Annotated in this window: 12 protein-coding genes; 5 read left to right on the top strand and 7 right to left on the bottom strand. The window is 45.1% G+C overall.

The genetic code is table 11. The features are described 5' to 3' along the window. Positions 1–147: 147 nt before the first annotated feature. From ACQY26_RS02025 to ACQY26_RS02000, 6 genes are read right to left on the bottom strand one after another with little or no spacing between them, the layout of a single operon-like run. On the bottom strand, positions 148–876 hold the full coding sequence (locus ACQY26_RS02025; RefSeq protein ID WP_428047411.1) for a hypothetical protein: 729 nt from the start codon (positions 874–876) through the stop codon (positions 148–150). 16 nt (positions 877–892) lie between these two features. Further along, positions 893–1,237 (bottom strand): DUF192 domain-containing protein, encoded by a 345-nt coding sequence (locus ACQY26_RS02020; RefSeq protein ID WP_428047410.1) that lies wholly within the window; start codon positions 1,235–1,237, stop codon positions 893–895. Then, entirely contained in the window at positions 1,234–1,749 is a 516-nt protein-coding gene (locus ACQY26_RS02015) for a hypothetical protein (protein WP_428047409.1), read from the bottom strand. The genes ACQY26_RS02020 and ACQY26_RS02015 overlap by 4 nt, the downstream gene beginning before the upstream one ends. Before the next feature lies 1 nt (position 1,750). Beyond that, a complete protein-coding gene (gene efp, locus ACQY26_RS02010; protein WP_428047408.1) occupies positions 1,751–2,317 on the bottom strand; it encodes an elongation factor P in 567 nt (188 codons plus the stop codon). A gap of 11 nt (positions 2,318–2,328) precedes the next feature. After that, a complete protein-coding gene (locus ACQY26_RS02005; protein WP_428047407.1) occupies positions 2,329–3,378 on the bottom strand; it encodes a M24 family metallopeptidase in 1,050 nt (349 codons plus the stop codon). Continuing rightward, the gene (locus tag ACQY26_RS02000) at positions 3,375–4,424 is read right to left on the bottom strand and encodes a M24 family metallopeptidase (RefSeq protein WP_428047406.1); all 1,050 of its coding nucleotides are present in this window, start codon (positions 4,422–4,424) and stop codon (positions 3,375–3,377) included. Before ACQY26_RS02000 ends, ACQY26_RS02005 begins: the two co-directional genes overlap by 4 nt. 291 nt (positions 4,425–4,715) lie before the next feature. Between ACQY26_RS02000 and ACQY26_RS01995 the strand changes: the two genes are divergently transcribed. From ACQY26_RS01995 to ACQY26_RS01975, 5 genes are all read left to right on the top strand, one after another. After that, on the top strand, positions 4,716–5,873 hold the full coding sequence (locus ACQY26_RS01995) for an aminoacetone oxidase family FAD-binding enzyme (RefSeq protein ID WP_428047405.1): 1,158 nt from the start codon (positions 4,716–4,718) through the stop codon (positions 5,871–5,873). A gap of 103 nt (positions 5,874–5,976) precedes the next feature. Then, on the top strand, positions 5,977–10,398 hold the full coding sequence (locus ACQY26_RS01990) for a zeta toxin family protein (RefSeq protein ID WP_428047404.1): 4,422 nt from the start codon (positions 5,977–5,979) through the stop codon (positions 10,396–10,398). Between the two features lie 29 nt (positions 10,399–10,427). Then, positions 10,428–10,568, top strand: coding sequence for a hypothetical protein (locus ACQY26_RS01985; protein ID WP_428047403.1), 141 nt, complete (start codon positions 10,428–10,430; stop codon positions 10,566–10,568). A 16-nt stretch (positions 10,569–10,584) separates the two neighbouring features. Next, complete coding sequence (locus ACQY26_RS01980) at positions 10,585–11,448, top strand: hypothetical protein (RefSeq protein ID WP_428047402.1); 864 nt, start codon at positions 10,585–10,587, stop codon at positions 11,446–11,448. Further along, positions 11,445–12,620 (top strand): tetratricopeptide repeat protein, encoded by a 1,176-nt coding sequence (locus ACQY26_RS01975; protein ID WP_428047401.1) that lies wholly within the window; start codon positions 11,445–11,447, stop codon positions 12,618–12,620. Before ACQY26_RS01980 ends, ACQY26_RS01975 begins: the two co-directional genes overlap by 4 nt. A gap of 94 nt (positions 12,621–12,714) precedes the next feature. Here ACQY26_RS01975 and ACQY26_RS01970 read toward each other — a convergent pair. Continuing rightward, positions 12,715–13,159, bottom strand: a 445-nt coding sequence (locus tag ACQY26_RS01970; RefSeq protein WP_428047400.1) for a hypothetical protein, incomplete at its 5' end; no start/stop codon positions are given.

The raw sequence follows: 13,159 nt of genomic DNA, 5'->3' as shown, positions 1-13,159 counted from the left end.
CACGCGAGGAAAGGACCTCAATTTACCCAAATATGGAAAACTGCCAGCCGTGAGAGCAGAACTTAACACGAGCAAATAAAAGCGGCAAAGTGCTAGCAATGAGGACGTAAGATAGACCGAGTAAAAACTATACGGCCCGACCACCGCCTAAAACCTAACGCCCAAAGAAGCTTCCCCGCCAAAACCATAATTGGCATAGTTCGCCGCCAAGCTCAAATCCATATAAGACGGCAATTTAAAGTTAAGGCCCGCGCTGGCTCTTGGGGTGGTGGTATATTCCCTCTTGCCGATTAAAGAAGAGTCATCGGCGCCTTCAACGGTAAGCTTGGTATAATCTACGCCGCCGCCGATATAAGGCGTAACCACCGGCATTTTAAAGGAAATAACCAAATTTGCGTTATAATGAGTAATCGAAAAATCCCTGTGTACGCCCGACTGAGCCATAACCGTTATCATAGTTTGGAAGCTGTAAAGGCTGTCAACCGGCCTTGTTATACCCCATTTAAGCCCGCCGCCGGCTACTGTAAGGCCGTCCCAGGAAGTGGCGCGGATAAAGCCGTCTATACGGAAAGGAAGGCCGATTTCGCCCTGTATCCAAGGCATATACATAACTTCGCTGTCTTTGCCGAGGGCCGTATTTTCGTCGCTGGGTTTAGGCATTACCGCCCCGCGCGCAGAAAGCAAAAATCCGCCCCAGCCCAATATTCTGCCGGTGCTGTACGTGCCGGACCCCAAAAGCCCGCCCATATCTTTGGTAAAAGCTTCCAAATTTTCGGCCGACACATTCGCGGCAAAATTATCAAATTTATAATCCGACGCACAAACCGGCGCCGCCGATAAAGCGGCAAACAACGCCGCAAAAAGAAGTTTCCTCATCGTCAAATCTCCCAAATTAATTTTCCAGAGCAAGCTGCTGCCCCGGTTTAACGCCGCCTTTAAGATAACCGCCTTTAACTTCCAGCGTATAGCGGGCGTTTAGGTAAAGCGGGCTCATGCGCCAAGGCGGCATATTCTCCCTGACGGCCACGACTTTAAAATCCTTGGATATAAAAACAACGTCTATATCAAACCTCATAAAGAAAGTATGTATCTGCGTGCAGGGATTAAGGATTATTCCCTCCCCGTCTTTAAGATCTTTGCGGCTCAGCAGGCCTACAAGCCGGCCGAAGAAGCTGTCCTTCATTACAAGTTTATCGGCAATCACTTTATTGCCGTTTGATACATTAACGCATTTCATAAAATATCTTTGGCTTTCTTTACGACAAAATCTCTTAAGTTCTTGCGGTAAGCTTTATCCGTGAATTTTAAATCCGCGGGCGCGCTTAACCTATAAGTTTCAACGCCTGAACGCTGATACTTGTTCAGGAAGAAAACCGCCGTAAGCTGAGAATCAAAACTGATTTTGATTATTGCGGAATTCTCCGATATTTTCTTGGAAAATATAATTTTCCACTCGGGTGAGCAGTCCGTCTGTTTTGTCATACAATTCCCCCGGAAACATTTTTTTACTTCAACTTCCAAACCGGACGAAGTAAAAAATAAATTTTTATATCCGCCCAGATCTAAAGGCATCTCAACTTCCCAGCCCTGCCGCCCAGCGGCCATTGATACGTTTTCTACCTTAAATTTACTGCAAAAACCGATTTCGGCGTCGCCGTTTTCGTCAACTTTAAAACTTGAAATTTCCAAGGCGCACGCCGCGGAACAGGCAAACATAAACGCCGCCGCGGCGCGCCAAGGAAAAAACATTTTAGTCGTTCACCCTTTCAACGTAGGTGTCCGTCCTGGTGTCAATGCGGATTTTATCGCCTTCGTTTATAAAAAGCGGCACTTTAATTTCCAGCCCGGATTCCAGAGTGGCCGGCTTAGTCAGGTTGGAAACGGTATCGCCTTTCACGCCCGGCACGGTGGAAGCCACGCGCATATCACCCTTTATCGGCAGTTCCATGGTGAAAAGCTGCCCGTTGATAAACAAGCCGGTGGCGGACATATTATCCGTAAGATAATGCCTCTGATGGCCCATTTTATCGGCCGGAACGGCGATTTGCTCGTAAGTTTCCGCGTCCATAAAATAAATCATGTCCCCTTCAGTGTAAAGATAATTATGGGGGCGTTTTTCTATATCGACTTCCTTAAATTTATCTTCGGGCCTGTAAGCCGTTTCTATCACAGAGCCGGTATTTAAATTTCTGAGTTTAACGCGAACCACGGCCCTGGCCTGGGATTTGCGGTGGTGCTGATATTCGATAATTTCGACGAGTTCGCCGTTTTCGTTTTCAAATATCAAACCTTCTTTAAAGTCTGGTGTTCCTATCATAAATGCTCCTTTTACTTAGTTAAAATTTTTGCGGATTTTTCCGTAACAAGCACGGTATTTTCATACCTGATGCCGAATTTCCCTTCAAAATAAACGCCCGGCTCAACGGTTACTATATTGCCGGTTTTCAAAACCTCCGCGCTGCGCGGGTTCAGGTAAGGCCTTTCATGTATCGCGGTACCCAGGCTGTGGCCCAACCCGTGTATAAAATACTTCGCCAATTTGCCGTTGGCGTCAAAAAAATCACAAACAGCGTTATGCACGGACGAAGCTTTTACGCCTGCTTTTACAAGCTTAACGCCCAAATCATGCGCCGCCTTTACCGCGTCAAAAGCTTTTGCAAACTCCGCAGAGGGCTTTTTGCCGAACCAAAAAGTTCTTGTTATATCAGAACAATACCCCTGATATTTACAGCCGTAATCCATTAAAACGGGTTCTTCGGCTTTAAGTTTCCTTGAGGAATTTATATGGTGCGGATTTGCGCCGTTGGGGCCGAAAGCCATTATCGTGGAAAAGGCCAAGCCTTCCCCTCCGAGCGTTTTCATGATGTTTTCAAGCAAAGCGGCGGCTTCAAGTTCCGTCATGCCGGCTTTAAGTTTTTTGCGGAAAAGCTCATAAGCTTTCGCCGATATGGCGCATGCTTTTTTAATGCGGGCCAGTTCCGACGCGGTTTTTAATTCTTTTACCGCGGATATAAACCTCTCCGCCTCTTTAAAACCGTTTTTACAGAACAAAACGCCCGGAATATAGCCTGTGGCTTCCGGGGCGAAAACGCAATTTTTAAGTTTTAAAGTTTTAGCTTTTTTTACAATATCCTCAAAAGAAAGACTGTCAACCAAAGAAAGGTAAGGCGTTTTCTTTTTAAGATCGGCCGCGTACATTTGCTTTGTAAAACAATAAGCCTTTTTCAAAGTTATAAGCAAATAAGCGTCGCCCTGCCCGGCGAAAGCAAAATCCGAAAAGAAATTTACCCCGTCCAAGTCGGTAACGGCGCAGCCGTCAAAACCCGACCTCTTTAAAAAGGCTTGTAAATTCTTTATTTTTTCGTCGGTACACTTCATTTTATTTGCTTGATTCCTTTTTTAGTCATATAAAAGCAGTCTTCATACCTGACGCCGAATTTGCCCGTCAGATAAATGCCCGGCTCTACGCTGAAGCAGTAATTTTCCAAAATGGGATTATCATTATCTTGGCTGATACAGGCTTCTTCGTGTACTTGCATACCTATTCCGTGCCCGGTGCGGTGCGTAAAATACTTGCCGTAACCGGCGGCTTCGATATAGCTTCTGGAAATAGCGTCAATTTCCGCGCCGCTTTGGCCGAAAACGGCTTTTTCAACAACTTCGTCGTGGGCGGATTTAACTATATTGTAAATCTCCAAAAATTCCGCGGAAGGTTTGTCGCCGAACCAAAAAGTCCTGGTTATATCTGAACAATAACCTTTGTAAACGCAGCCGAAATCCATTAATACCGGCATATTCTTTTTAAGCTTTACCCCGCCCGTGCAGTAATGCGGATTGCCGGTATTGGGGCCGAACGCGATTATTGTATCAAAAGAACAGCCTTCCGCGCCGTTTTTCTTCATAAAAGAATCCAATTCCTCGGCGGCTTGTTTTTCGGTAACGCCGGGCTCAATCCAAGCGGCCATATGTTCATAAGTTTTATAAGCTATTTTTGCAGCCGCTTTCATTTTTTTAAGTTCGTCTTCAGTCTTTGCGCAGCGTATGGGGCTCATAAAATCTTCCTGCGGAACAAAGCCCGCTTCAACGTAGATTTTGCCGGAATGATAGCTTTCTTTTTTTGCGTCAAAGCCGACTTTTTTAAGTTTAAGCTTTTTTACCGCGGCGACGGTTTTAACGTCGCGGTCTTTATCGCATCCTTCGATTTTTATTTCCGGGAAGTCCGCCGCAACGGGGGCCTCATACAAAGCCCTTGCCGTAACGTATACGCCTTTTGGGTGGATAATCATAACGGCTTCTTCAGGCTGGAAGACCGGCCCCATGATATACTTTATATCGTTATAATCCGTCAAAATAAAAGCCTCAAGGCCTTTGCTTTTGATGACTTTTCTTATCGCGGCCATTTTATCCGCATCCAATTTAGGCATATTCAGCTCCTTAAATGTTTAATTATTTATATTATACAATTATGCGGCGGGATAATAAAAGCGAAAGTCGCAGAAAAACAGGCATCTTGCCGCTATGCGAGCGGAGCGAGCGAGGTATCCGAGCGAGTAAAAAACACAAATCCGGCCAAATATGAAAGTCTGCCGGCCGTGAACACAGAATTTAGACCGAGTTAAAATAAACGCAGGGCAGGCTATACCTGACGCAAAAAACAGAAAGCAATTTAAGATAAATGCTAAAAAAGGAAAAATCTTTTCTATACTATATTTAATATGTACGACGTGATTATATTGGGCGCCGGAGCAAGCGGCCTTTTCTGCGCTTCACGCCTGAAAAACAAAAAAGTTCTCATTTTGGAAGGCAATACGAAACCCGGCCTTAAACTTTTGGCCAGCGGCGGCGGGCTTTGCAATTTTTACAACGCCGATTTAAGCTATAAAGACTATCAAAGCCGAAACCCGCGCTTTTGCATTTCCGCTTTAAGCTCGCACCGATTGGAAGATTTCAAAATTTTTCTTAAGGAGCATAAAGTAAATTTTACGCAAAGGCCCGACGGCAAATTGTTTGCGTCCTCTTCCAAAGCCGTGTTGGACGCTTTGCTTGCCGCCCTGCCCTCAACAGCGGAAATGCGCCTTGCCTGCAAATTTGAAAAAGCTTTAAAAAAAGAAAACATATTTGAAGTTTCCGCCGGAGGAGCCGTTTTTAAAGCCGCAAATCTTGTTTGCGCGTTAGGCGGGCCAAGTTATCCCGCTTTGGGGGCGAGTGCGGCTGCTTACGCTTTGGCGGAAAGCTTCGGCCACGCAATAATTCCGCCTTATCCCGCGCTTTGCGGAATTGTTTTTACCGGCCCGCTTAAGGAACGTTTTGCCGATACGGCAGGCATATCATTGGAAGCGGAGCTGTCCTGTGGTAAAAACAAATTCGGCGGCGGCCTGCTTTTTACCCATGACGGCCTCAGCGGGCCGGCTCTCTTTCAGCTTTCCCTATACGGGATTAAGGGAAAAGAAATAAAAATAAACTTAGCTCCTAAAACCGATATCGCCGCATTTATAAGGGAAAATAAAAACGGAGCCAAAAATATTTCCTCAATTTTGGAGGAACTCCTGCCGGCAAGGCTCGTAAAAGCTCTTTTAAACGGATTTGACAAAAAATCAGCCGATTTAAACAAAAAAGAAATACAGCTTTTGGCGTTGCTTTTCAATTCTTTCAGTTTTACGGCGCAAAAACTTACCGGATACCAAAAAGCGGAAATTACCGCCGGAGGGATTTCCGTAGAGGAAATTTCTTCTAAAACCATGGAGTCTAAAAAGACGCAAGGCCTTTATTTTACGGGCGAATGCCTTGACGTAAGCGGCAAACTCGGCGGATATAACTTGGCCTGGGCTTGGGCGAGCGCGGCGGCAGCGGCGAAAGACATATTTTCAAAATAGGCCTTTAGGGTAAAATTTCTTAGGCCCATTGGCCCTTGTTATCCGACGCAAATATATGCCATTATTAAATTAAATATGTTTTTATTCTAAGGCGGCTTTGTTTATGCGCAAAATCAATACTCCGTACGCTAAAAAATTTATTTCAATTATTCTTTCCGCCGTTCTTTTAATTCAGGCGAATATCCCGGCGGTTTCCGCCGGCGGTTCCATGTCTTTAATGTCTTCGGCGGAAGTTCTCGACGCAGCAAATAAAATAGACGAAGCCTTCCTCAAAGGGGAAGAGGGCAACCCTTACGAAAGCGCGCTGAACGCAAAAAAGAACGCCGCTATAAAAAAGATAAATACGTCCCAAGAAAAAGCAAAGCTCGCTTCCTTAAAAAATACCGGCAAAAGCAAAAAAGGCAATTTGTGGCCCATGTACGTAGAGGCCGCCGGGCAAAAACAAGTACAAGCCTTGGAAGAAAAAGTAAAGCAGGGCCTCGGGGAAATCTTGGCCGAACCCGCCGCCATGCCTTATAAAACTTTCCAAAAAGAATATTTAAAACAGCTGCGCGCATACGCACAGGAACATGTCCGCAAAAACGGTTATACGTCCGTACCTCCTTTTAAAACGCCTCTTGATAAAGCCTGCGCGGATTTGGAAGCGGCTTTCCCGGCAAAGAAAGCTTATCAGGATTACGTAAAAGACGCTCAGGCGGAAATAGCTTGGCGCAAGCAAAATAAAGCCAAAGTGGAGGAAGCGGCCTATCAAGTTGCCCGCGCGGGCGTACAGGCTATAGGCGCGGAAAATCTTTCTTTCAACTTCGCCGCGATTTTGATGGGCATTACTTTAAACGGCAAAAAGCCCATAACCACGAATGAAACCACGGCGATGTACAATTATCACGTAACCCGCCTGGAAAAGCAGCAATTTGACGTTTTTGACTTCGGCCTTTTAAGCGGAGAGAAACAAAAGAAAGTCGCCGCGACTTTGCTGGTCAATATCATAAGAAGCATCAGCATTCCCGCGCAACTCCCCCCCCCTGCGTCCGCGCAAGCGCGCTACCCGAAAGCCGTGGAAAACTTGATTTACCGCAGTCAGGACGGAGCCGCTTTCAGCCAGGTGCTCGGCTCCGGCTTTGCCGCGCTTTTGGCAAACGGACACTATACCGCTTTAGACAGAATCTTAAACCGCTACACAAAGATGGAACAAGACGGAGGCTCCTGGGGAGATTGGCTGACTTTGGTTCATTACGTCAATTTGTTCAACGGGGACAAATACTTAGGCCCGGCTTCGGTACGAACTCAATATAATACAAACTACGTATACGCCAACACTTTTACCGATATAGCGGCTTTACTTGCGGAAAACGGATCCGATCAATCCAAGAACCTTTTAAACAAATATGCCTTCAACCCGGATATTAACAAAGTTATAAAACCGTTCTTAAAAGGCGCGCTTACCGCAAAAAAATCTTCCGCCGCCGCACAAACGGCCGAAGCGAAAGCCGCCGCGCTTGCAAATATGGACTTCGGCGACATAACCGCCACCTATGAATATGATATAGATTTTCAGCTTCTTTCAAAGCACCCCAAAATCGCCGGCAAATTAAACAAACACGCCGTAACGACAAAAGACCGCCGTCAGGCTAAAAGTTCTCATCAAAAAAGCTTCGGCTATCTTCAAAGGGCGGCCCGTGCCGGCGATATTTATTTAATAGTATACGGCTTTATCGGCTTGGCGAAACTCGGCAAAGGCGCGATAAGCTTAAGCAAAAGCACTTATACGGCAATAAGAGCCTCCAGAATACAAAATGCGGGCCGGCGTATAGCTTATATACGCGCGAATTACGGGCAGATGTCAAAATATATTTCCGCAAAAAGAAGCTTAATGCGCATGGGCACAAAAGTAAAAATGTTTTTCAATAAGCCTGTAGACATTCGCACGATTTATAAATTGGAGAACGCCAAGAACGCAAAAAAACTGGCCGATATGGAAAAGAGCGTCGCTCAAGCAAAAACCACGGCCCAGGAAAGCGGCAAAGCCAAAGATATCGCCAAAGCCGATTATTTGCAGGCGCAATACAATATGGAGCAAGCCCGCGTTAACGTAGGCTTGGAATTAAGGAAAGAAGGCGCACGCGGTTTCTTTAAAAAATATTATGCTTACATGGACGGAGAAACTACCGGCCTGGCGCCTTTAACCCAAGAGGAAAAAGGATTTTTAACCTCGCTGGACATATTCCGCGGCACTATGAGAAACACAAGCCAAGCGGCCGCCAATTATTATCCGCACCTGAATATTTTTGAAAGAGGCTTTGCCTACACTTACGGCAAGTTCAGTTATTGGTTTCATAGATTCAATCCTTTTAACCGGTCCAGCCGGGCGAACTGGCGCTTTTATACGGGGCCGAATAACGCTTCCACCGCAATAAACCAAACACCTGTTCCCGCAGCCCCGGCCAATTCAACTCTGTCGCTGACGCCGAAAAATCCGTTTACGCCGGAATCTTTAACTTTGCCCAATCCCGGCACGCCCGGAATAATAAAACCGTTTTTTAATTTAAAATTAAACCCGGATAGGTTTTCCTTAAAGCCGAAAATAGCCGTATTGGCCGGCAGCGTCATAATGTTACATCCTTTCCACGGCGCGGCGGAAACTAAATTTTTTGATCTGAACCTTTCCGCATTAAAAATAGAAAACTACGACTATCCGCTTTTATCAAACGTTTACGGCACCTATGACGGGCAGGTAACGCCGCTGTTCAAACACCAGATTGAAGCAAGCAGAAAAATCTCATTTGACGTCAGCGGCCAGCAAATGACCGTGCCTCAAATGATTGAACTTATACAAGCGCGCCACCCCGAAAGCGGCATAACTTTGGAACGCTACAATAAAGACATGGCCCACCTTGAAGAAATCGCCCCGCAGCTTACTCCGACGGTCTTTGACAGGATGTTAAAATCCCTTTCCAACGGGGAGCTTTTAAGGAAAATAGCAAATTCAAAAAGCAAAAAAGCGGAAAAGAAACTGCCGGAATTATTTGCCAAATATAATAATTCCCTCAATTATTTTGAAGCTTATCACCGCGCTTTTGTATTTCCTTTCCCCGCGGAGTCGAACTTCCCGAGGGCGTTTTTCCACGTGCAGGAATTCCCCGCCGCGGAAGGATTTACCGAGGCCGCGGTTGAACAAAGCGTTGAGCGTTTGGGCGAAATTGAATTTTCCAAACGCGTGGTAAAGAGTTTATTTTCCTCAAGGAATTTAATCAACTCTTTAAACGACGTCCTTTCCACCGCAACCCCATCGCAAGCGTTGAAAGTATCTTCAAAAATCACGTCTTTGCATTACGAAATGCAATCCCTGCTGGAAAAGGGCATAGCTAAAAAGAGCATAAAAGGCTGCATAATCGACCAAGGCAGCGTTTGGGACAGAAGTTTAGACATAAACTCTTTTAATACGGAAAGATTGGGGCTTTCGGTAGAGTTTCAATTTGACGCGGGGCAGGAAATCGTCGAGTGGATACATAAAAACAATATTCCTCTTGATTACAGAAATTATGTCGCATCCAGGAAAAAAGGATATCTTCCTGAGGCCGTTCTTGAAAATATCACATCTTGGGCAAAAGCTAAAATCGGCATAAGCGAAGAACACCCCGCGCATTACGTGGAATTCCTTACCGAAGACGGCACGAAGGAAGTTCACATATACAACAGCGACTATACCGCCAGAATACGTTTGGGCAAACATGAACTTTCCCCCGGCAACCCGCACTTACATTTTGAATACCTTGAACACGGCGACTGGAACGGAATAAGGAATCACTCCTACGGCTTTAACGTCAGCGATCCTTACTTGCCGCAAATAAACGCCGTACTGCAAAACCTTCAAACATACTTTAAACCCTCCGAAGGGATGGACCTTAACGCCATACTCGGGCGCACCCCGCCGGATAAACAGAAAGTTCTCTATATTTTAGGCGGCCCGAACGCCAGCGGAAAAACAAGGCTTTTTAACGCGCTTTTTGCCGACCAAAATATCCCTTTCCTGAACCAAGATATTATCGCCGCGGAAAATAATATAAGCGATTTGGACGCGGGAAAAATTCTGCTAACCCAAATGGACGAAATGCTCCGCAACGGGAAGTCTTTCATTTATGAAAGCACATTATCAGGCAGATCCGTAACATCTTATATAAAAAAAGCAAAAGAAAACGACTATAAAGTGATGATTCTTTATGTTTTCGTCAAAGACCCAGGCACTTCCATCGCCAGAGCCCAAAACAGAGTTTTGGAAGGAGGCCACGGTGTACCTTACGGCGACCTTACACAAAGATATGTAAAAAGCCGCAACAACTTTTGGAATCTTTACAAAGACATGGCCGACGACTGGATTATGTTCTTTAACGGGGACAGAGACATCGTGCCGATAGCTTCCCAAAAAGAAGGCGCCGCCATGCAAATATTGGATAATGACATTTTCTCCGCAAATCAGCCGCTTGATCCGCTGACAGGCAAGAGTATAGTCTCAGCTCCGCTTAAGTAAGAGCCCTTTATATTTTGTAAAATATTTATATGAAAAATAATAATACGGGCAGATATGTTTTTGACAAAAAAACGGGTAAAGTGGTAAAAATTTCGGACGAAGTTCCCTCTTTATCAAAAAAAGAACACACCTGCGGCCCCTGCTGCGGATGCTGTCATAACCATGACTGAGCAAAAGAGGGATATTATGACGGAAAAACAAAATAAACCCGCGGAAATTAAAACGCATATTTTGGAACCGGTTGAAAGACCTTCCGACAAACGCAAAAGCAGGCCTCACGTACAGCCTAAAAAGAACGGACACAGGCAGGATTATCCTTTGCAAAAAGCGAAACACGCTCCAATCAAACGCTTTAATCCTAGGCAGCATAAGCAAAGCCTGGCGGAAAAACTGGTAAAGACTTTTACCTCTTTGATATCAAAAGGCGTAAAAACCATACTGCCGTGGACTTTTTTAAGCCTGTTGGTTTTTACCATAGGGGCTTACTATGTATTTTCCCTTTGTTTCACGGGGCGGGATTACCCTTTTTGGTATCTTTTAACTTCCGCTTTTATACTGTTTGTTTTTTACGGATTTTTCGGCCTTTTTTACGGAATGGCTATGGGCCTTTTGTATACCGTCAAGGCCTTTTCCGAAGCGTTCGGCTCTCTTATAAGGGATAGTATCAACCGCATTAAAAATTCAATAGAAAGCAAAATAGATAATGTCGCCGATACGCTTTCCCGCAACCAAGCGGCGCAAGTGGTAAAACAGACTTTTGACGATTTGGCTAAAAATATCCGCAAGTACGCCGCAAGAACCGCCGCCGGCATTACGGCTTTGGCCGTTTTGGGCGGGATATTGTTCCTCTGCAGGAAAATACTGATAAAGAGCCTTTCCAAAATCAAAAACAAAGCGGACTTTTTTACGGTTATGTCGGCGCGCGCGACTTTAGTCGCGGCGATAATACTTAATCTTACTTTCTTTGCAAAGCTGGCCATAGCCGCAGGCCTTATGTTCGGCGCGCTGATGCTCGGCAGCCAGGCTCTTATAATACTTTTGTTAAGATGAAGAAGATTATCTGCCTTTTTACCCTCTGCTTTACGCTTTGCGGTACGCTTTACGCGTATACCGCAAGGCAGTATTACGAGCAGGGCTTAAAAGCGGAAGACGCCAACGAAAAAATAAAATTATTCTCAAAAGCGATAGATAAATCGCCAAAGTTCATAAGCGCGTATCATAACCGTGCCGATGCTTATAAAGAAAAAGGATTCTTTAAAAAAGCTTTGGCCGATTACAACAAAATAATAACGCTCTCCCCCAAAGATCCTTTTAAGTATTACGCCCGCGCTTTGGCTTATAAAGAACGCGGGGACTGCGCTTCCGCCATAAGGGATTTTTCCGAAGCGATAAAACTTAAAAACAATTACGACGATTTTTATTATAACCGCGCGGCGTGTTATATGTCTTTGGAAAAATACGCCCCCGTCCTGAAAGACCTGGGCAAAATAAAAAACAGAAAGCCCCGCCGCCACGACATAGAACTTATGGAGGGCAAAGCGAACTTCTTTCTGTACAGATACGCCAAAGCGAGGGAAGTTTTTAACGGTTTGCTGGAACAGAACCCCGACGACGCGGAAGCTTTGTTTTATATAGGGCGCATACATTTCAACAATGAAATGTACGACGAGGCTATTTCCTACTTCAGCAAAGTTTTAAACCGCGATCCTTATTTTGATACCGCATGGCTTTTAAGAGCTTCCGCTTTTAAAGAAATAGACGACTACGCCCAAGCCGCGCAGGATTACACAAACCTTATCGCGCTTAAGCCAGAATACACTTATTATAACCGCCGCGGGCTTATCTATGAGGAAATGGACGACTGGCGCGCCGCGGCCGACGATTATTCCTATGCCATAGCCTTAAATCCGAAATGGGCCATACCGTACAACAACCGCGGTTATGCTTATATGAAGCTTAAAGATTACAAAAAAGCCAAAAACGATTTTGACGCTTCCTTAAAGCTTTCTTCTTACCTTCCCACGACGCACATCAATATGGCCGGATATTATTGGACGGTAAAGAAAGACAAGCGCAATATGTACAAATATTTGGACCAAGCTTTAAAGCATAATTTTAAAGATTTCGACTCCCTCTACGAAAACGGCAAAAAAGCATGGCTGTTCAAAAACATCAACAATACGGTGGAGTTTAGAAGTTTTATTTCCGGCTACAACAAATAATTTCGGCGGGCGAAGCCGCAGCAAAAAGCCCTATTTTTTAAAATGCCCCGGGTTTAAGCCCGGGGTTTTCTATCTGTATTGATAAAACTAAAAGTTATTTGTAAATATAGGAATAATCCGGCTTAATGCCGTAAACGTCGGAAGATACTTCCGTAACGTCTTTTAGCTCTACGATATATTTTTCGGTAAGGGTAAAGGATACTACGGCAAGGCCTTTTGCACCCTGCGCGGAGGAATCTTCATAAACGCTTATGCGTATCGGCAGGCCGGCCCCCTCCCGTTTATCCATAAGCTTTTGTACTTCATCGGCAAGGGGCAAATCCGCGTAATTATAAAGTTTGCGTATTTTATTTTTGGAAGAAAGAACTTTCTTATATATTCCCTTTTCGGAAAAGGATTTTACCGCAGCCGGCTTTTTGCCTTTAATATTGAAATCACCGCGGTTGCTGCGTATTGGATCGGCTTGGCGTATTTGCAAGGCGTAACCCCCCCCCAAATCTTTAAGGGCGGCCTGAACGGCAAGGCCTTTTCCCGCCGAG

Origin of the sequence: Candidatus Proelusimicrobium excrementi (assembly GCF_937881865.1) — a bacterium.
GTDB lineage: Bacteria > Elusimicrobiota > Elusimicrobia > Elusimicrobiales > Elusimicrobiaceae > Proelusimicrobium > Proelusimicrobium excrementi.
This window is presented reverse-complemented; position numbering and strand designations above follow the sequence as displayed.

What these genes read in the sequence shown, in the direction of transcription:
- ACQY26_RS02020 (WP_428047410.1), bottom strand. Translation starts at nt 1,237, where the DNA reads ATGAAATGCGTTAATGTATCAAACGGCAATAAAGTGATTGCCGATAAA.
- efp (WP_428047408.1), bottom strand. Translation starts at nt 2,317, where the DNA reads ATGATAGGAACACCAGACTTTAAAGAAGGTTTGATATTTGAAAACGAA.
- ACQY26_RS02005 (WP_428047407.1), bottom strand. Translation starts at nt 3,378, where the DNA reads ATGAAGTGTACCGACGAAAAAATAAAGAATTTACAAGCCTTTTTAAAG.
- ACQY26_RS01995 (WP_428047405.1), top strand. Translation starts at nt 4,716, where the DNA reads ATGTACGACGTGATTATATTGGGCGCCGGAGCAAGCGGCCTTTTCTGC.
- ACQY26_RS02025 (WP_428047411.1), bottom strand. Translation starts at nt 876, where the DNA reads ATGAGGAAACTTCTTTTTGCGGCGTTGTTTGCCGCTTTATCGGCGGCG.
- ACQY26_RS02015 (WP_428047409.1), bottom strand. Translation starts at nt 1,749, where the DNA reads ATGTTTTTTCCTTGGCGCGCCGCGGCGGCGTTTATGTTTGCCTGTTCC.
- ACQY26_RS01990 (WP_428047404.1), top strand. Translation starts at nt 5,977, where the DNA reads ATGCGCAAAATCAATACTCCGTACGCTAAAAAATTTATTTCAATTATT.
- ACQY26_RS02000 (WP_428047406.1), bottom strand. Translation starts at nt 4,424, where the DNA reads ATGCCTAAATTGGATGCGGATAAAATGGCCGCGATAAGAAAAGTCATC.
- ACQY26_RS01975 (WP_428047401.1), top strand. Translation starts at nt 11,445, where the DNA reads ATGAAGAAGATTATCTGCCTTTTTACCCTCTGCTTTACGCTTTGCGGT.
- ACQY26_RS01985 (WP_428047403.1), top strand. Translation starts at nt 10,428, where the DNA reads ATGAAAAATAATAATACGGGCAGATATGTTTTTGACAAAAAAACGGGT.
- ACQY26_RS01980 (WP_428047402.1), top strand. Translation starts at nt 10,585, where the DNA reads ATGACGGAAAAACAAAATAAACCCGCGGAAATTAAAACGCATATTTTG.